Here is a 24011-nt window from a genome sequence, read left to right as displayed (position 1 = left end):
AATCCTGCGCACTCCGTGGCGGCTTCAGCCCTTCATGACGGCCGCCATCGCGGCTGCCACGACGGGCAGGTTGCCCTCGTTCAATGCGGCCACGCAGATGCGGCCCGAGTCCACGCCGTAGACGCCGAACTCGCTGCGCAGGCGTTGCATCTGTGCGGCGGACAGGCCGGAATAGCTGAACATGCCCAGTTGCTCGGTGACGAAGGACAGGTCCTGTGCCACGCCGGCCGACTTCAGCGCCGAGACCAGGGCTGAACGCATGGCCTTGATGCGCACGCGCATGCCGGCCAGCTCCTCCTCCCACAGGCCGCGCAGCTTGTCGTCGGACAGCACCTGGGCGACGACCTGCGCGCCGTGCGTGGGCGGGTTGGAGTAGTTGGTGCGGATCATGATCTTCAGCTGCGACAGCACGCGGGCAGCCTCGTCGTCACCCGTGCAGACCACGCTCAGCGCGCCAACGCGTTCGCCGTACAGAGAGAAGCTCTTGGAGAAGCTGGTGGACACGAAGAAGCCCACGCCGGCGGCCATGAACTGGCGCACGGCCTCGCCATCCTCCTTCAGGCCGAAGCCGAAGCCTTGGTAGGCCATGTCAAGGAAGGGCGTCAGGCCCTTGGCCTTGACCGCCGCGACAACCTGGGCCCATTGCGCGGCGCTGATGTCGTAGCCGGTGGGGTTGTGGCAGCAGGCGTGCAGCACGACGACGGTGCCGGCCGGGGCAGCGTTCAGCGCGGCCAGCATGCCGTCGAAGTTCACGCCCTTGTTGGCCGCGTCGTAGTAGGGATAGGTCTCGACCGTGAAGCCGGCCTGGGTGAACAGCGCACGATGGTTCTCCCAGCTGGGGTCGGAGATCAGCACCTTGGCACCAGGGCTGAGATGCTTGAGGAAGTCGGCGCCGATCTTCAGTGCGCCGGTGCCGCCCAGGGCCTGCACGGTGGCGACGTGCTTCAGCTCGCCGCCGAAGACCAGCTTCTGCACGGCCTTGTCATAGGCGGCAATGCCGTCGATGGGCAGGTAGCCACGCGGCTTGGGCGCGGCGGCCATGGTGGCTTCGGCCGCCTGGACGCATTTCAACAGCGGCAGCTTGCCGTTTTCGTCGTAGTAGACGCCGACGCCGAGGTTGACCTTGCCGGCGCGGGTATCGGCATTGAACTGCTCGTTCAGGCCGAGGATGGGATCACGAGGGGCAAGGGCGACATCGGCGAAAAGCGACTGGGACATGACGGGTTTCCTGAAGGGACGTTGGCAGCAGGGGAGGGCTTGAAGGTCAGGGTCTGCGCTAACCTGCCTGGTTTCGCAGCGCAGCAATTTTGCCCGTGAACCCAGGGAACTCCCCATGCAAGAAGCCTTGAACGCCATGCCCGGCTCGGAAAGCGACTCGGAGGAGCGCAAGGGCGAATTCGTCAGCTTCGAAGGCTCGCCGTTTCAGCTGTTCCAGCCTTTCCCGCCGGCGGGGGATCAGCCGACGGCCATCGCACAGCTCGTGGAAGGTGTCAACGACGGCCTGAGCTACCAGACCCTGCTGGGCGTGACGGGCTCGGGCAAGACCTTCACGATGGCCAACGTCATCGCCCGGCTGGGCCGGCCGGCCATCGTGTTCGCGCCCAACAAGACGCTCGCGGCACAGCTCTACAGCGAGTTCCGGGACTTCTTTCCCAAGAACGCGGTCGAGTACTTCGTCAGCTACTACGACTACTACCAGCCGGAGGCCTACGTGCCGCAGCGCGACCTGTTCATCGAGAAGGACAGCGCGATCAACGAGCACATCGAACAGCTGCGCCTGTCCTGTACCAAGAGCCTGTTGGAGCGGCGAGATGTGGTGATCGTGGCGTCCGTGTCGGCGATCTACGGCATCGGCAACCCCAGCGACTACCACCAGATGGTGATGACGCTGCGGGTGGGCGACAAGATGGGCCAGCGCGACGTGATCGCGCAGCTCATCCGCATGCAGTACACCCGCAACGAGATGGAGTTCACCCGGGGCCACTTCCGTGTGCGCGGCGACACCATCGACGTGTTCCCGGCGGAACATTCCGAGCTGGCATTGCGCATCGAGCTGTTCGACGACGAGGTCGACGGCCTGTCGCTGTTCGACCCGTTGACCGGGCAGATTCGCCAGAAGATCCCTCGCTTCACCGTCTACCCCAGCAGCCACTATGTGACGCCCCGCGAGCGCGTACTGGCGGCCATCGACACGATCAAGGAGGAGTTGCGCGAGCGCGTGGGCTTCTTCGTCAAGGAAGGCAAGCTCGTCGAGGCGCAGCGCATCGAACAGCGTACCCGGTTCGACCTGGAAATGCTGCAGGAGGTGGGTCACTGCAAGGGCATCGAGAACTACACGCGCCACCTGTCGGGGTCCGAGCCGGGTGACCCGCCGCCGACCCTGGTGGACTACCTGCCGCCAGACGCGGTGATGTTCCTGGACGAGAGCCATGTGCTGATCGGCCAGTTCGGCGGCATGTACAACGGCGACCGGGCGCGCAAGACGACGCTGGTGGAATACGGTTTCCGGCTGCCGTCGGCGCTGGACAACCGGCCGCTGAAGTTTGCCGAGTTCGAACGCAAGATGCGCCAGGCCGTCTTCGTGTCGGCCACGCCGGCGCAGTATGAGCAGGACAACGCCGGCCAGGTCGTCGAGCAGGTCGTGCGGCCCACCGGGCTGGTGGACCCCATCGTCGAGGTGAGGCCGGCCACGCACCAGGTGGACGATGTGCTGCAGGAGATTCGCCTGCGGGTGGAGGCCGGTGACCGCGTGCTGATCACGACGCTAACCAAGCGCATGGCCGAGCAGCTCACCGACTACCTCAGCGACAACGGCGTCAAGGTGCGTTATCTGCACTCCGACGTGGACACCGTGGAGCGCGTGGAGATCCTGCGCGACCTGCGCCTGGGTGCCTTCGACGTGCTGGTGGGCATCAACCTGCTGCGCGAGGGGCTGGACATACCGGAGGTGTCGCTGGTGGCCATCCTGGATGCCGACAAGGAGGGTTTCCTGCGCGCCGAGCGCAGCCTGATCCAGACCATTGGCCGGGCGGCGCGCAACCTGAACGGCAAGGCCATCCTGTACGCGGACCGCATCACCGAGTCCATGCGGCGCGCCATCGGCGAGACCGAGCGCCGCCGTGCCAAGCAGATGGCCTTCAACGAAGAGCACGGCATCACGCCGCGAAGCGTGCAAAAGCGTATCAAGGACCTGATTGACGGCGTCTATTCCGAGGAGGCTGGCCGGGACGACGCCAAGTTGCTGGCGGCTGCCCAGGTCGAGGACTTGTCGGAGAAGGATCTGGCCAAACGTATGGCCCAGCTTGAAAAGCAGATGCTGGAACATGCGCGCAACCTGGAGTTCGAGCAGGCCGCCCGGCTGCGGGACCAACTGGCGCAGCTGCGTGAGCAGGCCTTCGGCGCGTTGGTGCACGACAACATCGTCCCGCTGGACAGTGCCCGCAAGCCGGGCACTCCTCGCTGACGCTGTTGCACTGCAGCAAGAAACCCCTCGATGGCTGTGGCTACCGGGGGCGCCTCCGGGGCTCCCCCAGTAGTCGAGTAAAATCATCGGAAATGATTCGCTCGGCTATTGTCTGGGCTCCTCGGGTTAACCCGAATTCATTGGTCCCGGACGACTTCCGCCTGGGCCTCTCGCAAAGGAGTTTGTATGCGTCTCACCACCAAAGGCCGGTTTGCAGTCACCGCGATGTTGGACCTGGCGCTGCGCGAGAATACGGGGCCCGTGGCCTTGGCGGCCATCAGCCAGCGGCAGCAGATTTCGCTGTCCTATCTGGAGCAGCTCTTCGGCAAGCTTCGCCGCCATGAGCTGGTGGAGAGCACCCGTGGTCCGGGCGGCGGCTATTCGCTGGGTCGCAAGGCCGAGGACATCACCGTCGCCGACATCATCGTCGCCGTGGACGAAGCGCTGGATGCCACTGGTTGCGGCGGCAAGGAAAACTGCATGGGTGAGGACAGCGGCCGCTGCATTACCCATGAACTCTGGACCAATCTGAACGCCAAGATGATCGAGTACCTCGACTCAGTCTCGCTGCGCAAGCTTGCCGATGAGCAACTGGCGAAGGGCTTCGAAGTGGAGGCGGCGCCGGTCAAGCGCGCCATCTCCAGCCAGCCAGTCCTCAAGCCCATCCGGGTGACTGCGCCGAATTCGGTGTTCGCCTTGGGCGGCGCGTTCAGCAAGTAAGAAGAATCAAAGTAGTCGTTCCATGGACATGACCCCGCACTTCCCGATCTACCTCGACTACGGCGCCACGACGCCGTGCGACCCCCGCGTGGTGGACGCGATGATTCCCTGGTTGCGCGAGCACTTCGGCAACCCGGCGTCGCGCAGCCACGCCTGGGGCTGGGAGGCGGAAGAGGCTGTCGAGAAGGCGCGCACGCAGGTTGCCGAGCTGATCGGCGCCGACCCGCGCGAGATCGTCTGGACCTCCGGCGCCACCGAGTCCAACAACCTCGCGCTCAAGGGCGCCGCGCAGTTCTACAAGACCCGCGGCAAGCACCTGATCACGGTGAAGACCGAGCACAAGGCCGTGCTGGACACCATGCGAGAGCTGGAGCGCCAGGGTTTCGACGTGACCTACCTCGACGTGCTCGAGAACGGCCTCGTCGACCTGGAAGCGTTCAAGGCTGCGCTGCGTCCGGACACCATCCTGGCCTCGGTCATGTATGTGAACAACGAGATTGGCGTCATCCAGGACGTCGTTGCGCTGGGCAACCTCTGCCGCGAGCGCGGCATCATCTTCCACGTCGACGCGGCGCAGGCCACCGGCAAGGTGCAGATCGACCTGGCAAAGCTGCCCATCGACCTGATGAGTCTGGCTTCGCACAAGACCTACGGTCCCAAGGGCATTGGCGCGCTGTACGTGCGCCGCAAGCCGCGCGTGCGGCTGGAGGCCCAGATGCACGGCGGTGGCCACGAGCGTGGCATGCGCTCAGGCACGTTGCCGGTTCACCAGATCGTCGGCATGGGCGAGGCCTTCCGCATCGCCCGCGACGAGATGGGTACGGAAAGCGAGCGCATCCGCGCCCTGCACAACCGCCTGATCCAGGGGCTGTCCGGCATCGAGCAGACCTTCATCAATGGCGACCTCGAGCAGCGCGTGCCGCACAACCTGAACATCTCGTTCAACTACGTTGAAGGCGAGTCCCTGATCATGGGCGTCAAGGGCATTGCCGTGTCGTCCGGTTCGGCCTGCACCTCGGCCAGCCTGGAACCCAGCTATGTGCTGCGCGCGCTGGGTCGCTCGGACGAGCTGGCCCATTCATCCCTGCGCATGACCATCGGCCGCTTCACGACCGAGGAAGAGATCGACTACGCGGTCAGTGTGCTGACCGACCGTGTCGCCAAGCTGCGCGAGTTGTCCCCGCTGTGGGATATGTACAAGGACGGCATCGATCTGAGCACCATTCAGTGGGCCGCCCACTGAGGAGAACAACATGGCATACAGCGAAAAAGTCGTTGATCACTACGAGAACCCCCGCAACGTTGGCAACTTCGACAAGGGCGACGAGGACGTCGGCACCGGCATGGTCGGTGCTCCGGCCTGCGGTGACGTGATGAAGCTGCAGATCAAGGTCAACCCAGCGACCGGCCTCATCGAGGACGCCAAGTTCAAGACCTACGGCTGCGGTTCGGCGATTGCTTCCAGCTCGCTCGTGACCGAATGGGTCAAGGGCAAGAGTCTGGACGAGGCACTGACCATCAAGAACACGCAGATCGCCGAGGAGCTGGCGCTGCCGCCGGTCAAGATCCACTGTTCCATCCTCGCCGAGGACGCCATCAAGGCGGCCGTGGACGACTATCGCGCCAAACACGCGAGCTGATATGTCGGTGACCCTGACCGAGGCCGCGGCCCGCCACGTCAAGCGCTACATCGCCAAGCGCGGCAAGGGCATCGGCGTGCGCCTGGGCGTCAAGACCACGGGTTGTTCGGGCCTGGCCTACAAGCTGGAGTACGCCGACGAGGCCGCGCCCGAGGATGTGGTCTTCGAAGGCCACGAGGTCAAGATCCTCATCGATCCCAAGAGCCTCCCCTATCTCGATGGCACGGAGCTGGACTTCGTCCGCGAAGGCCTGAACGAAGGCTTCAAGTTCCGCAATCCGCGTGAGAAGGACCGCTGCGGCTGCGGCGAATCCTTCCGTGTTTGACCGGCGCCGACGTTTCGCTGAGCGCGGCACCGGCCGCGCTTTTTGCTTTTTCACCTTGCCATGCGCCTGACCGACAACGACTTTCAGCTCTTTGGCCTGCCTGAAGCGCAGGCCCAGGACCGCGCTGCCATCGACGCGCGCTGGAAGTCGCTGCAGGCCGAGGTCCATCCCGACCGTTTTGCGTCGGAAGGCGCTGCCGCCCAGCGCGTGGCCATGCAATGGGCCATGCGCGTCAACGAGGCCTACCAGCGCCTGCGCAACCCGCTGGCCCGTGCTGCCTACTTGTGCGAGCTGAGAGGAGCGCCGGTGCAGGCTGAGAACAACACGGCCATGCCCGCGGCCTTCCTGATGCAACAGATGGAATGGCGCGAGGCGCTGGACGAGGCCGGTGACGAAGCGGCGCTGGAGGCGTTGGACGACGATGCGGCCCGCGCCGAGGCCGCCGCGCTGGAGCAGGCGCGGAGCCTGCTCGACGAGGTGGGCGACGCGCCCGCTGCTGCATCCCAGGTCCGCGCGCTGATGTTCATCCAGCGCTTCCGGGCCGACATTGACAAGCGCCTTGCTGCGCTGGACGCCTGATGGCTCTTCTACAGATCTCCGAACCCGGCGCTTCGCCCGATCCTCACCAGCGCCGCATTGCCGTGGGCATAGACCTCGGCACTACGCACTCGCTGGTTGCCGCCGTGCGCCATGGCGTAGCCGAATGCTTGCCCGATGAGCAGGGTCGTGTGATCCTGCCGTCCGCCGTGCGCTACCTGCCGGAAGGCCGTCGCCAGATCGGCGCAGTCGCGCTCGCGGCCCAGGCGGAAGACCCCGAGAACACCATCGTCTCGGTCAAGCGCTTCATGGGGCGCGGCGTCGCCGACGTGGCCGATCGCGAGCATCTGCCGTATCGCTTCGAGGATCGTCCCGGCATGCTTGCCATCGCGACGCGCGATGGCGCAAAGAGCCCGGTGGAGGTGTCGGCCGAGATCCTGGCCACGTTGCGCTTCCGTGCCGAGGACAGCTTCCTGGACGACCTGTTCGGCGCCGTCATCACGGTCCCGGCCTATTTCGACGATGCCCAGCGCCAGGCCACCAAGGATGCGGCAGAGCTGGCTGGCATCAAGGTGCTGCGTCTGATCAACGAGCCGACCGCTGCCGCCATCGCCTACGGACTCGACAACGCCAGTGAAGGCCTCTATGCCGTGTACGACCTGGGCGGTGGCACCTTCGACATCTCGCTGCTGCGCCTGACGCGCGGCGTGTTCGAGGTGGTGGCGACCGGTGGCGATGCGGCCCTGGGGGGCGACGATTTCGACCGCGCTCTGGCGGATTGGGCGCTGGGAGGCCGGATCCTGGAGTCGGCCCACGACAAGCGCGCCATCCTGATCGCCGCGCGTGCAGCCAAGGAGGCGCTGTCCGATGCCGACTCCACCGAGCTCGTCGCTGCGCTGGACGGGGGCGAGCTGTGCGTGCAGGTCACGCGGGCCCAGTTCGAAGTGCTGGTTCAGCCCCTGATCGCCAAGACCTTGTCCTCCGTGAAGCGCGTGCTGCGCGATGCCAAGGTCAAGGCGGCCGAGGTGCAAGGCGCCGTCATGGTGGGGGGCTCGACGCGCATGCCGGTCGTGCGCCGGGCCGTCGGCGAACTGTTCGGCCCGGATGGTCAAGCCAGGGTGCTGACCAACCTGAACCCCGACGAAGTGGTCGCGCTGGGTGCGGCCGTGCAGGCCAACCAACTGGCCGGCAACGCTGCCGATGGCGAGATCTTGCTGCTGGACGTGATTCCGCTGTCCCTTGGCCTGGAGACGATGGGTGGCCTGGTGGAGCGCATCATCGAGCGCAATGCCACCATCCCAGTGGCGAAGGCCCAGGACTTCACGACCTTCAAGGATGGCCAGACGGCGCTGGCGCTGCACGTGGTGCAGGGCGAGCGCGAGCTGGTTAGCGAATGCCGCTCGCTGGCTCGCTTCGAGCTGCGCGGCATCCCGCCGATGGCCGCCGGTGCCGCGCGCATCCGTGTCAGCTTCCAGGTCGATGCGGATGGCCTGCTCAGCGTGTCGGCCCAGGAGCTGACCTCGGGCGTGGAGGCCTCCATCGCCGTCAAGCCCAGCTACGGGCTCTCGGACGACCAGATCGCCGGCATGCTGAAGGATGGCTTTGCCAGCGCGGACGCCGACATGGCCGCGCGCAAGCTTCGTGAAGCGAGGGTGGAGGCCGAGCGCATGGTGCTGGCCACGCGCAGCGCCCTGGCCGCCGATGGCGACTTGCTGCCCGCTGCCGAGCGCCAGGCGCTGGAGGTCCGGCTGTCGGACCTGGCCGCGATGACCGAGGACGCCGATGCCATCGAGACTGCCACGAAGGCGTTGGCCGAAGCCACCGAGGGCTTTGCCGCCGAACGAATGAACCGCAGCATCGCGCGCGCGCTGACCGGCCGCGATGTCAGCCAGCTCTGAGATCCACACCATGCCCGTCATCAAGATCCTCCCGCACGCCGAGTACTGTCCTGACGGCGCCAGCATCACGGCAGCGCCTGGAACCTCCATTTGCGAAGCGCTGCTCGACAACGACATCCACATCGAGCACGCATGCGACCAGGTCTGCGCCTGCACGACCTGCCACGTCATCGTGCGCGCGGGTGGTCGCTCCCTCTCCGAGATGGAGGAGGACGAGGAAGACATGCTGGACCGCGCCTGGGGGCTGGAGCCCGACTCGCGCCTGTCCTGCCAGGCGCTGCTGCGGCAGCAGGACATCACGGTCGAGATTCCCAAGTACTCGATCAATCACGCCAAGGAAGGCAAGTGACTGCCGTGCGGCGCATCCTCGGGTTCGAGTCGTCCTGCGACGAGACCGGGGTGGCGCTCGTCGAGGTGGCGGGCGACGCGCCGCCACGGTTGGTCGCGCAGGCGTTGCATAGCCAGATCAGCATGCACCAGGCCTATGGCGGCGTGGTGCCTGAACTGGCCTCTCGCGACCATGTGCGGCGCGTGCTGCCGCTCACGCGCGAGGTGCTGTCGCAGGCCGGCCTGGCGCTGCGGGACGTGGACCTGGTGGCCTACACGCAGGGGCCGGGCCTCGCCGGAGCGCTGCTGGTGGGCGCCGGCGTGGCGGTATCGCTGGCGGCCGCGATGGACGTGCCGGCGCTGCCCATCCACCACCTGGAGGGGCATCTGCTGTCGCCCTTCCTGTCGGCGGATCCTCCGGAGTTCCCGTTCGTCGCGTTGCTGGTCAGCGGCGGCCACACTCAGCTGATGCGCGTGGACGACGTGGGTTCGTACGAGATCCTCGGCGAGACGATCGACGACGCGGCCGGCGAGGCCTTCGACAAAAGCGCCAAGCTGCTGGGGCTGCCGTATCCCGGCGGACCGCATCTGGCGCGCATGGCGGAGTTCGGCAACTCGCAGGCCTTCGAGCTGCCCCGTCCGTTGCTGCACAGCGGCAAGCCGGACTTCAGCTTCGCTGGATTGAAGACGGCCGTGCTGACGCAGGTGAGGAAGATTGGTGAGTCGCCCTGCGAACAGACCAAGGCTGACCTGGCTGCCTCGACGCAGGCGGCCATCGTCGAGGTGCTGGTGAAGAAGTCGCTGCTGGCGTTGAAGGAGACGGGGTTGAAGCGCCTCGTCGTTGCCGGTGGCGTGGGTGCCAACGCCTGGCTGCGCGAGCAGCTGAATACGGCCTGTGCCAAGCGCGGTGTGCGCGTGCACTACCCCGAGCTGCAGCTCTGTACCGACAACGGCGCAATGATTGCGATGGCGGCCGCGCTGCGTGTGCAGCGCGGCATGGCCCAGACCAGGCGGGACGGCGGCTTCGAGGTCCGCCCGCGCTGGGATCTGAGTGCGGCTTAGTTGATGGTCAACTGGCCGCCGTTCTCGGCGACGCGCTTGACCAGGTTCAGCGTCAACACGCCGTTCTCGAAGCGGGCCTGCGACTGGGTCTGGTCAATCTCGACCGGCAGCGTGAAGCTGCGGGCATAGCTGGCGGCGCGGCGCTCGCGGTAGAGCACGCGGGAGCCATCGGTCGGCGCGGAAGCTTCCGGGGTGGCAGTCTCGATATGCACGCGGCGGCCCTCGATGCGGACCTTGACGGCCTCCTTGGCAACACCGGGCATGTCGACCGTGACGCTGTAGGCCTTGTCGTCTTCGCTGACGTCCAGCGCCGGGGTGCGGGTGGTGTCGGCGTCGAACTGGCGCAGCACGCGGGTGACTTGGCGGGGATGGGTCAGATAGAACATGGATGAAGACTCCGTTGGTTTGCGCTGCTGAACCAGTCGGGAGCAGCACCCGATGAACCCGAGATAGGGCGGTCCAAAAGCGCTTCAAGGGCCGTTTTTGCACTTCGACGGAGAAGTCACGCGTTTGCAGGGCAGGGCGGTTCTTGCCCTTGAAAACCCCGGCGGCAGGCCATATGTCCGTCCGCTTGGTCGGTCGCGGTTTGGCCCTTCTCTGGGTTTGAGCTAGAATCCGCAGGTTTTGCGCGCTGGGAAGGCATCTTTTTCGCGCGTGAAATGCCAAGCACGGCTCGGGGCGGTTTCCCCCGTGTCCGCAAGTCAACCCCGGAAACCGTCTGCGGCAGCGCCATTCCTGCGTCTTGCCCGGCCGGACTTCCGAAACCTTTTTGGAAAACAAAATGTCCGTCGCCGATCTGAACAAGGCCGAAATCGTCAAGGCCAACGCCCGCAGCGCCAACGACACCGGCAGCCCCGAAGTCCAAGTCGCCCTGCTGACCGCCCGCATCAACGAGCTGACCCCCCACTTCAAGCTGCACGCCAAGGACCACCACGGCCGCCGTGGCCTGCTGAAGATGGTCAACACGCGCAAGAGCCTGCTGGCCTACCTGAAGCGCGTGGACTCCGCCCGTTATGTCGCGCTGATCCAGAAGCTGGGCCTGCGCAAGTAAGCAAGCGAATCCGCCGAGGAGCCTGTCTGGTCCATCAAGCCCAGTACAGGCTCTTTGTCTTTCTACCCAGGAACCAAGCTGACGTGGTCGCGGATCATTCCAAGACGGCTCTCCTCGCCGAGTCGTCCTGGAATGGCATCTGGACCAAACCCAGCCTCGTTCCCGGTTTCCCCGAGTGCCTGAGCGCGCTCACAACAACCAGGAGATGAGCATGTCCATGTTCAACAAGGTCACCAAGTCCTTCCAGTGGGGCCGCCACACTGTCGTGCTGGAGACGGGCGAGATCGCCCGCCAGTCGACCGGCGCGGTCCTCGTCAACATCGAAGGCACCGTCGTGCTGGCGACCGTGGTCGCCAAGACCGAGGCCAAGGCCGGCCAGGACTTCTTCCCGCTGACCGTCGACTATCTCGAGAAGACCTATGCCGCCGGCAAGATCCCCGGCAGCTTTTTCAAGCGCGAAGGTCGTCCCAGCGAGCACGAGACGCTGACCAGCCGCCTGATCGACCGCCCGATCCGTCCGCTGTTCCCCGAAGGCTTCTTCAACGAAGTCCAGGTCGTGGTGCACGTCGTCAGCCTGAACCCCGAAGTGCAGGCCGACATCGCCGCCATGATCGGCACGTCCGCCGCTCTGGCCGTGTCCGGCATCCCGTTCAACGGCCCGATCGGTGCCGCCCGCGTGGGCTACGTGAATGGCGAATACCTGCTGAACCCCAGCAAGTCCGAGTTGGCCAACAGCCAGATGGATCTGGTCGTCGCCGGCACGCAGGCTGCCGTGCTGATGGTCGAGTCCGAGGCATCGGGCCTGTCGGAAGAGGTCATGCTGGGCGCCGTGGTCTACGGCCATGAGCAGGGCAATGTCGCCATCGCCGCGATCAACGAACTGGTCAAGGAAGCCGGCAAGCCGTCGTGGAACTGGGTCGCCCCTGCCAAGGACGAAGCCTTCATCGCCAAGGTCAACGGCCTGGCTGAAGGCCCGCTGCGCGAGGCGTATCAGATCCGCTCCAAGCAGGCTCGTACGCAAGCCTGCCGCACCGCTGCTGCGAACGTCTTCGCTGCACTGACCGCAGAAGGCGTGTCCTTCGACAAGGTCGAGGTGGAAGGCCTGCTGTTCGAGATCGAAGCCCGCATCGTGCGCAGCCAGATCCTGGCCGGCGAGCCGCGCATCGACGGCCGCGACACCCGCACCGTGCGCCCCATCGAGATCAGCAACGGCATCCTGCCGCGCACCCATGGCTCGGCGCTGTTCACGCGCGGCGAGACGCAGGCTCTCGTGGTCGCCACGCTGGGCACGGACCGTGACGCCCAGCGCATCGACGCACTGGACGGCGAGTTCGAGGACCGCTTCATGATGCACTACAACATGCCCCCCTTCGCCACCGGCGAGACGGGTCGTGTGGGCTCGCCCAAGCGCCGCGAGATCGGCCACGGTCGCCTGGCCAAGCGTGCGCTGATTGCCGCCCTGCCGAGCAAGGAAGACTTCCCCTACTCGCTGCGCGTGGTCTCGGAGATCACCGAATCCAACGGCTCCTCATCGATGGCTTCCGTCTGTGGTGGCTGCCTGGCGCTGATGGACGCCGGCGTGCCGATGAAGGCCCACGTGGCCGGCATTGCCATGGGCCTGATCAAGGATGCCAACCGCTTCGCCGTGCTGACGGACATCCTGGGCGACGAAGATCACCTGGGCGACATGGACTTCAAGGTGGCCGGTACGACGACCGGCATCACGGCCTTGCAGATGGACATCAAGATCCAAGGCATCACCAAGGAAATCATGCAGGTTGCACTGGCGCAAGCCAAGGAAGCCCGCCTGCACATCCTGGGCAAGATGGTCGAGGCCATGAGCGGCGCCAACACTGAGGTGTCGCAGTTCGCCCCGCGCCTGTACACGATGAAGATCAACCCGGAGAAGATCCGTGACGTCATCGGCAAGGGTGGTGCCACCATCCGTGCGCTGACCGAAGAGACCGGCACGACCATCGACATCGGCGAGGATGGCACCATCACGATCGCCTCGACTGACGCGGACAAGGCTGCCCTGGCCAAGAAGCGCATCGAGGAAATCACGGCCGAAGTCGAAGTCGGCAAGATCTACGAAGGCCCGATCACGAAGATCCTGGACTTCGGCGCCCTGGTGAACCTGCTGCCCGGCAAGGACGGTCTGCTGCATATCAGCCAGATCGCCCACCAGCGCGTCGAGAAGGTGACCGACTTCCTGCAGGAAGGCCAGATCGTCAAGGTCAAGGTGCTGGAGACCGACGAGAAGGGGCGTATCAAGCTGTCCATGAAGGCGCTTATCGACCGCCCCGAGCGCGAAGCCGCACCGGCCGCTGACAGCACGCCTCCCGCGGCCGAGTAAGTCGACTGGCGATGAGGGCCATCGCGATCACCCGCCCTGGCGGGCCCGAAGTGCTGGAACTGGCTGAGAGGCCGGATCCGGTCGCGGGCCCGGGCGAGTGCCTGATCCGCGTGGCAGCTTCCGGCATCAATCGGCCGGACGTGCTGCAGCGCAAGGGCGCTTACCCGCCGCCTCCGGGGGCGAGTGAGCTGCCGGGGCTGGAGGTCGCTGGTGAGATCGTCGCAGGTGATCCAGAAGCCCTTGCCGCGCATGGCTTCAGGCCGGGCGACAGGGTGTGCGCGCTGGCCAATGGCGGTGGTTATGCCGAGCTGTGCGCGGTGCCTGTCGGCCAGTGCCTGCCCGTTCCTGCGGGCTGGACCTTGGTGCAGGCGGCTGCGCTGCCTGAGACCTGCTTTACGGTCTGGGCCAATGTGTTCGACCGCGCTGGCCTGCAAGCCGGCGAGACGCTGCTGGTCCACGGCGGCTCCAGCGGCATCGGCGTGACGGCCATCCAGATGGCCAAGGCGATGGGGGCTCGCGTGCTTGTCACGGTGGGCGGTGCAGACAAGGCAAAGGCCTGCCTTGCGCTCGGTGCCGACGCCGCGATCAACTACCGCGAACAGGATTTCGTCGCCGAAGCCAAGGCCGCCACAGGCGGCCGCGGTGTCGACGTGATCCTGGACATGGTGGCCGGCGACTACATAGGGCGTGGCGTGCAGGCGCTGGCCGAAGATGGCCGTCTGGCGGTGATTGCCGTGCAGGGCGGTGTGAAGTCGGACATCGATGCCGGCCTCGTGCTGCGCAAGCGCCTGACGATCACCGGCTCGACGCTGCGCCCGCGCTCGGCGGTGTTCAAGAGCCAGTTGGCGCGCTCCCTGCGCGCGCGCGTGTGGCCGCTGATCGAGGCCGGCCGCATCAAGCCCGTCATTTACCGCGAGCTGCCCGCCGTCCAGGCGGCCGAGGCGCACGCGTTGATGGAATCCAACCAGCACATCGGCAAGATCGTGCTGACCTGGTGATGGAGTGGAGATGAGAAAGAAACTCGTCGTCGGTAACTGGAAGATGCATGGCAGCCGTGCAGCCAACGCCCAACTGCTTGCTGGCCTCAAGGAGGCGGGCCCCTGGAACGCCGACGTCGCCGTTTGCGTGCCTTTTCCCTACATTGCAGAGACGGCCCTGGCTTTGACCGGTACAGCCATCGCCTACGGTTCGCAGGACTGCTCCGCACATGAGCAGGGGGCCTATACCGGCGAAGTGTCGTCGGCCATGCTGCAAGACATCGGCTGCCGCTACGCCATCGTTGGTCACTCGGAGCGCCGCGCGTATCACGGTGAGACCGACCAGCTCGTCGCCGACAAGGCCAAGGCTGCGCTGGCGCATGGCGTGACGCCCATCGTCTGCGTTGGGGAGACGCGGGCCGAGCGGGAGGCTGGACAGACCGAAGTCGTCGTCAAGCGCCAGCTCGCCGCCGTCATCCATACGCTGGGGCACTGCTGCGGTGAGATGGTCGTGGCCTATGAGCCCGTCTGGGCAATCGGCACCGGGCTGACAGCCACGCCCGAGCAAGCGCAGGCCGTGCACGCGGTACTGCGCGCCCAGTTGCAGGCAGCAACGGATCGCGCCTCGACGATGCGCATCCTCTATGGTGGCAGCGTCAAGGCTGACAACGCCGTCCAATTGTTCGCTCAGCCCGACATCGATGGCGGTCTGATCGGCGGCGCTTCCTTGAAGGTGGCCGATTTCGCGGCCGTCTGCCTGGCTGCGGCTCACTGAGTTTTCCCGGTGCCTGGGCCGCAGGGCAGGGCGCCACAAGTGTTTTGATGGAGTGTTTGGAATGCAGGTCTTTGCGAATCTGGTGTTGATCGTTCAGTTGCTGTCGGCTCTGGCGATCATCGGTCTGGTGCTGGTTCAGCATGGCAAGGGTGCCGACATGGGCGCCTCCTTTGGCAGCGGCGCCTCGGGCAGCCTGTTCGGCGCGACCGGCAGCGCGAACTTCCTGTCGCGCACTACGGCGTTCGCTGCGACGCTGTTCTTTGGCTGCACGCTGGGTCTGGCCTTCCTGTCCAATGGGCGCACGTCTTCGCCTGCTGCTTCCGACAACGTGCTGGACCGTGCCGCCGTCGTGGCGCCGGCGCCGGCAGCGTCGGGCGCTGCGGCCATCCCGGGTGCCGTCGTTGCTCCGGCTGCGCCGGCCTCCGTGGCAGCTTCGGCCGCGACGAACTGAGGGCTGACTAAAACCCGCGTTTCTTCACAGGGAGGCGGGCTTTTCCGGTATAGAATGCGAGGCTGTCTGGCAGGAAAAACCCTCCCTAGTTGCCAGGCAGATTTGAGTACCAGCCGTCGTGGTGAAATTGGTAGACACGCTATCTTGAGGGGGTAGTGGCGAAAGCTGTGCGAGTTCGAGTCTCGCCGACGGCACCAAACAATCGGCAAGGCTTCCGTTGGTTCGGGGGCCGGCCAAAGCGGCCTGTCGCAGAGATCATCCGGTTCGAGCCGGAGGTGGATGCAAGGTTCCAGGCGGGCGCGATCCGCGAGCGATATCTTTCGATTCGCTGGTGGCGCGCCTGTTTGCTTTTGTGACACGAGAAAGCGCAGATGAATCTCGAACAATACCTGCCCGTCATCCTTTTCATCCTGGTTGGCGCAGTGGTCGGGATCGCGCCCCAGGTGCTCGGCGCGCTGCTCGGTCCCAATCGGCCGGATCAGGCCAAGAACTCCCCCTACGAATGCGGCTTCGAGGCCTTTGAAGACGCGCGCATGAAATTCGATGTGCGCTACTACCTCGTCGCCATCCTGTTCATTCTTTTCGACCTGGAAATCGCCTTCCTGTTCCCTTGGGCCGTAGCGCTCAAGGAAATCGGTGCGACCGGCTTCTGGGCGATGATGATCTTCCTCGGCATCCTGGTCGTGGGCTTCGCCTACGAATGGAAAAAAGGCGCCCTCGATTGGGAATAAGCGTCCGCCGACACAAGCTGGGAATTTCAAATGGGTATTGAAGGCGTCCTGAAAGAGGGCTTTGTCACCACCTCGGTCGACAAGCTCATCAACTGGTCCAAGACCGGCTCGCTGTGGCCGATGACGTTCGGCCTGGCATGCTGTGCCGTCGAGATGATGCACGCGGGTGCCGCGCGCTATGACATCGACCGCTTTGGCATGCTGTTCCGTCCGAGCCCGCGCCAGTCCGATCTGATGATCGTGGCCGGCACGTTGTGCAACAAGATGGCGCCGGCGCTGCGCAAGGTCTATGACCAGATGGCCGAGCCGCGCTGGGTGCTCTCGATGGGCTCCTGCGCCAACGGCGGCGGCTATTACCACTACAGCTACTCCGTCGTGCGGGGCTGTGACCGCATCGTGCCGGTGGATGTCTACGTGCCCGGCTGCCCGCCGACGGCCGAGGCACTGCTGTACGGCATCCTGCAGCTGCAGGCCAAGATCCGCCGCGAAAACACCATTGCCCGCTGAGCGCCAAGGTATGAGCCCCAATCTCGAAACCCTGGCGCAGCAGATCGGCGCCATCCTCGGCGAACGCGTCGTGTCGCTGCAGCTCGCGCTTGGCGAACTGACGCTGACCGTGCGGGCAGCTGACTATCTCGATGTGGCCAACACGCTGCATGACCACCCCGAGCTGAAGCTGGAGCAGCTGATCGACCTCTGCGGCGTCGACTACAGCGCCTACGGCGACGGCGCCTGGGAGGGCCAGCGCTACGCCGTTGTCAGCCACCTGCTGTCCGTCGTGCACAACTTCCGGCTGCGGCTGAAGGTGTTCGCCGCCGATGACGACTTCCCCTGCGTGGCTTCGGTCACTGGCGTGTGGAGCTCGGCGAACTGGTTCGAGCGCGAGGCGTTCGACATGTACGGCGTCATCTTCGACGGCCACAACGACCTGCGCCGCATCCTGACGGACTACGGTTTCATCGGCCACCCGATGCGCAAGGACTTCCCGGTGTCGGGTCATGTCGAGATGCGTTACGACGCCGAGCAAAAGCGCGTGATCTACCAGCCGGTGACCATCGAGCCGCGCGAGATCACGCCGCGCATCATCCGCGAAGACAAGTACGGCGGTCTGTAAGCCATGGCAGAGATCAAGAACTACACGCTGAACTTCGGTCCTCAGCATCCGGCCGCCCACGGCGTGCTGCGCCTGGTGCTGGAGCTGGACGGCGAAGTCATCCAACGTGCCGACCCCCACATCGGCCTGCTGCACCGCGCCACCGAGAAGCTGGCCGAGAGCAAGACTTTCATCCAGTCGCTGCCCTACATGGACCGTCTCGACTACGTGTCGATGATGTCCAACGAGCATGCCTACTGCCTGGCGATCGAGAAGATGCTGGGCATCGAGGTGCCGATGCGCGCGCAGTACATCCGCGTGATGTTCGGCGAGCTGACCCGCATCCTGAATCACCTGCTCTGGCTGGGCTGCCACGGCCTGGACTGCGGTGCGATGAACATCCTCATCTACTGCTTCCGCGAGCGTGAGGACATCTTCGACATGTACGAGGCGGTGTCGGGTGCGCGCATGCACGCGGCCTACTTCCGTCCGGGCGGCGTCTACCGCGATCTGCCGGACAGCATGCCGCAGTACCAGGTCAGCAAGATTCGCAATGCCAAGGCCATCGCGCAGCTGAACGAGAACCGTTCGGGCTCGCTGCTGGACTTCATCGAGGACTTCTGCAAGCGCTTCCCCAAGAACGTCGACGACTACGAGACGCTTCTGACGGACAACCGCATCTGGAAGCAGCGTACGGTCGGTATTGGCGTGGTGTCGCCCGAGCGCGCGCTGAACATGGGCTTCACCGGCGCGATGCTGCGTGGCTCGGGCATCGCCTGGGACCTGCGCAAGAAGCAGCCCTACGACGTCTACGACAAGATGGACTTCGACGTGCCTGTCGGCACCAACGGCGATACCTACGACCGCTACGTCGTTCGCGTCGAGGAGATGCGCCAGTCTTGCCGCATCGTCGAGCAGTGCGTGAAGTGGCTGAAGGCCAACCCGGGCCCCGTCATCACCGACAACCACAAGGTGGCGCCGCCGTCGCGCGTGGACATGAAGTCCAGCATGGAAGAGCTGATCCACCACTTCAAGCTCTTTACCGAAGGCTTCCACGTGCCGGCGGGCGAGGCCTATGCGGCCGTCGAGCACCCGAAGGGCGAGTTCGGCATCTACATCGTCAGCGACGGCGCCAACAAGCCCTATCGACTGAAGATCCGTGCGCCGGGCTTCCCGCACCTGGCTGCCCTGGACGAGATGGGCAAGGGCCACATGATCGCGGACGCGGTGGCCATCATCGGCACGATGGACATCGTGTTCGGCGAGATCGACCGTTGAAGCGCAGCAGACGATGACCAGCAGCAACGCCTACACCCTCAGCGACGCGACCCGCGCTCGCTTCGACCGCGAGGTCGCCAAGTACCCCTACGAACTGCGCCAGTCCGCCGTCATGGCCTGCCTGGCCATCGTGCAGCAGGAAGAGGGCTACGTCTCGCGCGCGGCGGAAGACGCCATCGCCGCCCACCTCGGTATGCCGACCATTGCGGTCTACGAGGTGACGACCTTCTACAACATGTACAACCAGCGCCCGGTTGGCAAGTTCAAGCTGAACGTCTGCGCGAACCTGCCCTGCCAGCTGCGTGACGGCCAGAAGGCTCTGGACCACCTGTGCAGCAAGCTCGGCATCGAGCAGGGCGGAACGACGGCCGACGGCCTGTTCACCGTGCAGAAGAGCGAGTGCCTGGGCGCCTGCGCCGACTCGCCGGTGATGCTGGTCAACGACCGCCAGATGTGCAGCTTCATGAGCAACGACCGCCTGGACGAGTTGGTCGACGTGCTGCGCGCTGAAGCCGGCAAGCAAGCTGCGAAGGCCTGAGGACAACGATGCTGGACCTCTCCAAATTCCAAAGCACCGGCGCCGAGACCTGCTTCCACGGCCGCCATATCAGCCCGCAGATCTACGCGGACCTGAACGGCAAGAACTGGTCGATCAAGGACTACGAATCGCGTGGCGGCTACGCCGCGCTGCGCAAGATCCTCGGCAAGGATGGCGGTGAAGGCCTGACCCCCGACCAGGTCATCGCCGAAGTCAAGACCTCGGCCTTGCGCGGCCGCGGTGGCGCTGGCTTCCCGACCGGCCTGAAGTGGAGCTTCATGCCCCGCCAGTTCCCGGGCCAGAAGTACCTCGTCTGCAATTCCGACGAAGGCGAGCCCGGCACCTGCAAGGACCGCGACATCCTGATGTTCAACCCGCATCAGGTCATCGAGGGCATGGCCATCGCCGCCTACGCGATGGGCATCACGGTGGGCTACAACTACATCCACGGCGAGATCTTCGAGGTCTACGAGCGCTTCGAGGCGGCCCTGGAAGAAGCTCGTGCAGCCGGCTACCTTGGCGACAGCATCATGGGCAGCAGCTACAGCTTCCAGCTGCACGCACACCATGGTTTCGGCGCCTACATCTGCGGCGAGGAAACCGCGCTGCTGGAGTCGCTGGAAGGCAAGAAGGGCCAGCCGCGCTTCAAGCCGCCGTTCCCGGCCAGCTTCGGCCTGTACGGCAAGCCCACGACGATCAACAACACCGAGACCTTCGCGGCTGTGCCCTGGATCATCCGCAATGGCGGCCAGGCCTACCTCGAGATCGGCAAGCCCAACAACGGCGGCACCAAGCTGTTCTCGGTCTCGGGCGACGTCGAGAAGCCCGGCAACTTCGAGATCCCGCTGGGCACGCCGTTCTCGGTGCTGCTCGAAATGGCCGGTGGTGTGCGCAAGGGTCGCAAGCTCAAGGCCGTCATCCCGGGCGGCTCGTCCGCGCCGGTGCTGCCGGCCGAGGTGATGATGCAGTGCACGATGGACTATGACTCCATCGCCAAGGCCGGCTCCATGCTGGGCTCGGGCGCCGTCATCGTCATGGACGACACGCGTTGCGCGGTGCAGAGCCTGCTGCGCCTGTCGTACTTCTACGCCCACGAGTCCTGCGGCCAGTGCACGCCGTGCCGTGAAGGCACGGGCTGGATGCACCGCGTGCTGGAACGCATCTACCACGGCGAGGGCAGGGCCGAGGACATCGACCTGCTGAACTCCGTGGCCGACAACATCCAGGGCCGCACGATCTGTGCGCTGGGCGACGCCGCTGCGATGCCCGTGCGCGCCATGATCAAGCACTTCAAGCACGAGTTCGTGCACCTGATTGAACACAAGAAGCCCCTGGTGGCTCCGACCTGAGCTGCCTAGGGAAACACCATCATGGTTGAAATCGAACTCGACGGTCAGAAGGTCTCGGTCCAGGAAGGCAGCATGGTCATGCATGCTGCCGAGAAGGCCGGCACCTACATCCCGCATTTCTGTTATCACAAGAAGCTGAGCATCGCGGCCAACTGCCGCATGTGCCTGGTCGATGTGGAAAAGGCCCCCAAGCCCATGCCCGCCTGCGCGACGCCCGTCACGCAAGGCATGATCGTCCGCACCAAGAGCGACAAGGCGGTCAAGGCCCAGCAGGGCGTCATGGAATTCCTGCTGATCAACCACCCGCTGGACTGCCCCATCTGCGACCAGGGCGGCGAGTGCCAGCTGCAGGACCTGGCCGTGGGCTATGGCTCCGGCAAGAGCCGCTACTCCGAAGAGAAGCGCGTCGTCTTCCACAAGAACGTCGGCCCGCTGATCTCCATGGAGGAGATGAGCCGTTGCATCCACTGCACCCGCTGCGTGCGCTTCGGCCAGGAGATCGCTGGCCAGATGGAACTGGGCATGGCCCACCGTGGCGAGCACAGCGAGATCCAGACCTTCGTCGGCCGCACGGTTGACTCCGAGCTGTCGGGCAACATGATCGACATCTGTCCGGTCGGCGCATTGACGAGCAAGCCGTTCCGCTACAGCGCCCGCACGTGGGAACTGTCGCGCCGCAAGAGCGTCAGCCCGCACGACTCCACCGGTGCCAACCTGATCGTCCAGGTCAAGAACCATCAGGTGCTGCGCGTCGTGCCGCTGGAGAACGAGGACGTCAACGAATGCTGGATCGCCGACCGTGACCGCTTCAGCTATGAAGCACTGAACAGCGACGCGCGTCTGAACGCGCCGATGATCAAGCAGGGTGGGGCATGGAAGCAGGTCGACTGGACGACCGCGCTGGAATACGTCGCCAACGGCCTGAAGGTCATCAAGGCCGACCACGGCCCCGCAGCCATCGGCGCTCTGGGCTCGGCCCACAGCACCGTCGAGGAGTTGCACCTGCTGGCGCAGGTCGTGCGCGGCCTGGGCAGCGACAACATCGACCATCGCCTGCGTCACAGCGACTTCGGCAATGCCGCGCCGGCAGGCCAGGCGCGCTGGCTGGGTACGTCCATCGCCAAGCTGTCCGAGCTGGATCGCGCTCTGGTGATCGGCTCCAACCTGCGCAAGGACCATCCGCTGTTTGCTGCCCGGTTGCGCCACGCCGCGCGCCGCGGCGCCGCGATCACGCGCATCGGCGTCAGCAGCGATGACTGGCTGATGCCGCTGGCTGCTTCGCAATCCGTCGCGCCGTCGGGTTGGGTGCAGGCCCTGGCCGACGTCGCCGCCGCACTTGGCGAAGGCGCTCCGCTGGCTGGCACGGCCACCGACGAAGCCAAGGCCATCGCTGCAAGCCTGTCCTCGGGCACTGCCCGTGCCGTGCTGCTGGGCAACGCCGCTGCCGAACACCCGCAGGCCGCCAGCCTGCTCGCGCTGGCGCAGTGGATCGCTGCCAAGACCGGTGCCAGCGTCGGCTACCTGACGGAAGCCGCCAACACCGTGGGCGCACAGCTCGTGAAGGCCCAGCCGCAGGCCGGCGGCCTGAACGCCGGCCAGATGCTGACCGGCACCTCGCTCAAGGCCGCGCTGTTGCTGAATACCGACCCGGTGCTCGACTCCGCCAACGCAGCGGCAGCCGCCAAGGCGCTGGATGCGGCCGAGATGGTCGTCGTGCTGAGCCCGTTCAAGAGCGGCCTTGAGTACGCCGACGTGGTGCTGCCCATCGCGCCGTTCACCGAGACCTCGGGCAGCTTCGTCAACGCCGAGGGCCGTCTGCAGAGCTTCGTTGGTGTCGTCAAGCCGCTGGCCGAGACCCGCCCCGCCTGGAAGGTGCTGCGCGTGCTGGGCAACCTGCTGGGCCTCGAAGGCTTCAACCAGGACAGCTCGGAGCAGGTGCGCGAACAGGCCCTGGGTGGAGACGTTGCAAGCCGCCTGAACAACACAACTGCCGCCGTGCCGCAACTGGCTGCGAAGGCAGAGGGCATCGAACGCTTTGCCAATCTGCCCATCTACGCCGCCGATGCTCTGGTGCGCAATGCCACGTCGCTGCAACTGACCACCGACGGCCGCGAGGCCGGCCTCGTGGGGCTGTCCGCCGGCCTGTGGCAGCAGCTGGGCCTGAACGAAGGTGACCAGGTGCGCATCGTGCAGGACGGCGGTGCCGCCCAACTTCCGGCCCGCCTGGAAGCCGGCCTGCCCGAAGGTCTGGCCCGCGTGCCCGCCGGCCTGCCGCAAACCGCCACCCTCGGCGCCGCCTTCGGCACGCTGAGCATCAGCAAGGTCTGAGGGAGCCTGAACCAATGATCGACACCCTCTACCAAAACGGCGCCTCGCTGCTGGGAGCCTTGTGGCCCCTGGTCTGGAGCCTGCTGAAGATCATCGCGGTCGTTGCACCGCTGATGATCTGCGTCGCCTATCTGACGCTGTGGGAGCGCAAGGCCATCGGCTGGTCGCAGATCCGGCCCGGTCCCAACCGTGTGGGTCCCTATGGCCTGCTGACCCCCATCGCCGATGCGGTCAAGCTGATCTTCAAGGAGATCATCAAGCCGACGGCCGCAAGCAAGGGCCTGTTCTTCCTCGGCCCCGTCATGACCATCATGCCGGCACTGGCCGCCTGGGCTGTCGTGCCCTTCGGCCCGGATGCTGCCGTGGCCAACGTCAACGCCGGCTTGCTCTTCCTGATGGCGATCACGTCCCTGGAGGTCTACGGCGTCATCATTGCCGGCTGGGCGTCCAATTCGAAGTACGCCTTCCTGGGCGCGCTGCGCGCGTCGGCCCAGATGGTCTCCTACGAAATCGCCATGGGCTTCGCGCTGGTCGTCGTGCTGATGGTGACCGGCAGCCTGAACATGACCACGGTCGTGCAAGTGCAGGAGAAGGGCATGTTCGCGGACATGGGCCTGAACTTCCTCTCCTGGAACTGGCTGCCGCTGCTGCCCATCTTCGTCGTCTACTTCATCTCGGGCCTGGCCGAAACCAACCGCCATCCGTTCGACGTCGTCGAAGGCGAATCGGAAATCGTGGCCGGCCACATGATCGAGTACTCGGGCATGTCGTTCGCGATGTTCTTCCTGGCCGAGTACGCCAACATGATCCTGGTGTCGGCACTGGCCGTCGTCATGTTCCTGGGCGGCTGGAGCGCACCGATCTCCTGGAGCCTGCTGGGCATGCAGACGCCTGACTTCATCCAGCACACGATGGCGTTCTGGAATTGGGCCTGGCTGTTTGGCAAGACTTTCTTCGTCGTCACGATGTTCCTGTGGGTGCGCGCCACGTTCCCTCGCTTCCGCTACGACCAGATCATGCGTCTGGGCTGGAAGATCTTTATTCCCGTGACCCTGGTCTGGCTGGTCGTCGTCGGCCTGTGGATGCAGACCCCTCTCAATATCTGGAAGTAA

Annotated in this window: 24 protein-coding genes and 1 tRNA gene; 23 read left to right on the top strand and 2 right to left on the bottom strand. The window is 65.4% G+C overall.

The features are described 5' to 3' along the window. Positions 1-24: 24 nt before the first annotated feature. Positions 25-1218: an amino acid aminotransferase gene (locus QM732_RS09885; protein ID WP_415655988.1), complete on the bottom strand. Its 1194-nt coding sequence runs from the start codon at positions 1216-1218 to the stop codon at positions 25-27. A gap of 115 nt (positions 1219-1333) precedes the next feature. Here QM732_RS09885 and uvrB point away from each other — a divergent pair, with 115 nt between their 5' ends. The 9 genes from uvrB to tsaD all read left to right on the top strand — a co-directional run bounded on the left by uvrB (position 1334) and on the right by tsaD (position 9972). Continuing rightward, positions 1334-3463 (top strand): excinuclease ABC subunit UvrB, encoded by a 2130-nt coding sequence (gene uvrB / locus QM732_RS09880; protein ID WP_415655987.1) that lies wholly within the window; start codon positions 1334-1336, stop codon positions 3461-3463. A 186-nt stretch (positions 3464-3649) separates the two neighbouring features. Then, a complete protein-coding gene (iscR, locus tag QM732_RS09875; protein WP_025563988.1) occupies positions 3650-4183 on the top strand; it encodes a Fe-S cluster assembly transcriptional regulator IscR in 534 nt (177 codons plus the stop codon). Positions 4184-4205: 22 nt separating this feature from the next. After that, positions 4206-5426, top strand: a complete 1221-nt coding sequence (locus tag QM732_RS09870; protein ID WP_415655986.1) for an IscS subfamily cysteine desulfurase — start codon at positions 4206-4208, stop codon at positions 5424-5426. 10 nt (positions 5427-5436) lie between these two features. Beyond that, complete coding sequence (iscU, locus tag QM732_RS09865) at positions 5437-5823, top strand: Fe-S cluster assembly scaffold IscU (RefSeq protein ID WP_415655985.1); 387 nt, start codon at positions 5437-5439, stop codon at positions 5821-5823. Position 5824: 1 nt separating this feature from the next. Beyond that, positions 5825-6148, top strand: coding sequence for an iron-sulfur cluster assembly protein IscA (iscA, locus tag QM732_RS09860; protein WP_233373042.1), 324 nt, complete (start codon positions 5825-5827; stop codon positions 6146-6148). 60 nt (positions 6149-6208) lie between these two features. Beyond that, positions 6209-6727 carry a Fe-S protein assembly co-chaperone HscB gene (hscB, locus tag QM732_RS09855; protein ID WP_415655984.1) on the top strand — a complete coding sequence of 173 codons (519 nt, stop codon included), beginning with the start codon at positions 6209-6211 and terminating at the stop codon, positions 6725-6727. Further along, on the top strand, positions 6727-8583 hold the full coding sequence (hscA, locus tag QM732_RS09850) for a Fe-S protein assembly chaperone HscA (RefSeq protein WP_415655983.1): 1857 nt from the start codon (positions 6727-6729) through the stop codon (positions 8581-8583). The genes hscB and hscA overlap by 1 nt, the downstream gene beginning before the upstream one ends. Before the next feature lie 10 nt (positions 8584-8593). After that, positions 8594-8932: an ISC system 2Fe-2S type ferredoxin gene (gene fdx, locus QM732_RS09845; RefSeq protein WP_415655982.1), complete on the top strand. Its 339-nt coding sequence runs from the start codon at positions 8594-8596 to the stop codon at positions 8930-8932. 5 nt (positions 8933-8937) lie between these two features. Next, positions 8938-9972, top strand: a complete 1035-nt coding sequence (gene tsaD / locus QM732_RS09840) for a tRNA (adenosine(37)-N6)-threonylcarbamoyltransferase complex transferase subunit TsaD (RefSeq protein WP_415659361.1) — start codon at positions 8938-8940, stop codon at positions 9970-9972. Here tsaD and QM732_RS09835 read toward each other — a convergent pair. Then, positions 9969-10358: an Hsp20/alpha crystallin family protein gene (locus QM732_RS09835; RefSeq protein ID WP_415655981.1), complete on the bottom strand. Its 390-nt coding sequence runs from the start codon at positions 10356-10358 to the stop codon at positions 9969-9971. The genes tsaD and QM732_RS09835 overlap by 4 nt on opposite strands. Positions 10359-10753: 395 nt before the next feature. Between QM732_RS09835 and rpsO the strand changes: the two genes are divergently transcribed. The 14 genes from rpsO to nuoH all read left to right on the top strand — a co-directional run bounded on the left by rpsO (position 10754) and on the right by nuoH (position 24011). Next, on the top strand, positions 10754-11023 hold the full coding sequence (rpsO, locus tag QM732_RS09830) for a 30S ribosomal protein S15 (protein WP_268150409.1): 270 nt from the start codon (positions 10754-10756) through the stop codon (positions 11021-11023). 211 nt (positions 11024-11234) lie between these two features. Further along, positions 11235-13379: a polyribonucleotide nucleotidyltransferase gene (gene pnp, locus QM732_RS09825; RefSeq protein WP_415655980.1), complete on the top strand. Its 2145-nt coding sequence runs from the start codon at positions 11235-11237 to the stop codon at positions 13377-13379. Between the two features lie 11 nt (positions 13380-13390). Next, positions 13391-14377 (top strand): NAD(P)H-quinone oxidoreductase, encoded by a 987-nt coding sequence (locus tag QM732_RS09820; protein ID WP_415655979.1) that lies wholly within the window; start codon positions 13391-13393, stop codon positions 14375-14377. 10 nt (positions 14378-14387) lie between these two features. Next, positions 14388-15131 carry a triose-phosphate isomerase gene (tpiA, locus tag QM732_RS09815; RefSeq protein ID WP_415655978.1) on the top strand — a complete coding sequence of 248 codons (744 nt, stop codon included), beginning with the start codon at positions 14388-14390 and terminating at the stop codon, positions 15129-15131. Between the two features lie 61 nt (positions 15132-15192). Then, positions 15193-15582, top strand: a complete 390-nt coding sequence (secG, locus tag QM732_RS09810) for a preprotein translocase subunit SecG (RefSeq protein WP_415655977.1) — start codon at positions 15193-15195, stop codon at positions 15580-15582. Positions 15583-15694: 112 nt separating this feature from the next. Then, positions 15695-15779: transfer RNA gene (locus tag QM732_RS09805), tRNA-Leu, on the top strand. A 174-nt stretch (positions 15780-15953) separates the two neighbouring features. Then, positions 15954-16313, top strand: a complete 360-nt coding sequence (locus tag QM732_RS09800; protein WP_310270349.1) for an NADH-quinone oxidoreductase subunit A — start codon at positions 15954-15956, stop codon at positions 16311-16313. Between the two features lie 30 nt (positions 16314-16343). Next, positions 16344-16820 carry a NuoB/complex I 20 kDa subunit family protein gene (locus QM732_RS09795; RefSeq protein WP_046113908.1) on the top strand — a complete coding sequence of 159 codons (477 nt, stop codon included), beginning with the start codon at positions 16344-16346 and terminating at the stop codon, positions 16818-16820. A 10-nt stretch (positions 16821-16830) separates the two neighbouring features. After that, complete coding sequence (locus QM732_RS09790; RefSeq protein ID WP_415655976.1) at positions 16831-17427, top strand: NADH-quinone oxidoreductase subunit C; 597 nt, start codon at positions 16831-16833, stop codon at positions 17425-17427. 3 nt (positions 17428-17430) lie between these two features. Then, the gene (locus QM732_RS09785) at positions 17431-18684 is read left to right on the top strand and encodes an NADH-quinone oxidoreductase subunit D (protein ID WP_415655975.1); all 1254 of its coding nucleotides are present in this window, start codon (positions 17431-17433) and stop codon (positions 18682-18684) included. A gap of 13 nt (positions 18685-18697) precedes the next feature. Then, positions 18698-19222: an NADH-quinone oxidoreductase subunit NuoE gene (nuoE, locus tag QM732_RS09780; protein WP_415655974.1), complete on the top strand. Its 525-nt coding sequence runs from the start codon at positions 18698-18700 to the stop codon at positions 19220-19222. Positions 19223-19230: 8 nt separating this feature from the next. Continuing rightward, positions 19231-20571, top strand: coding sequence for an NADH-quinone oxidoreductase subunit NuoF (gene nuoF, locus QM732_RS09775; protein ID WP_415655973.1), 1341 nt, complete (start codon positions 19231-19233; stop codon positions 20569-20571). A gap of 21 nt (positions 20572-20592) precedes the next feature. After that, positions 20593-22899: an NADH-quinone oxidoreductase subunit NuoG gene (nuoG, locus tag QM732_RS09770; RefSeq protein ID WP_415655972.1), complete on the top strand. Its 2307-nt coding sequence runs from the start codon at positions 20593-20595 to the stop codon at positions 22897-22899. Between the two features lie 14 nt (positions 22900-22913). Further along, positions 22914-24011, top strand: a complete 1098-nt coding sequence (nuoH, locus tag QM732_RS09765; protein ID WP_415655971.1) for an NADH-quinone oxidoreductase subunit NuoH — start codon at positions 22914-22916, stop codon at positions 24009-24011.

The organism is Roseateles sp., assembly GCF_047654805.1.
Classification (GTDB): domain Bacteria; phylum Pseudomonadota; class Gammaproteobacteria; order Burkholderiales; family Burkholderiaceae_C; genus Pelomonas.
This window is presented reverse-complemented; position numbering and strand designations above follow the sequence as displayed.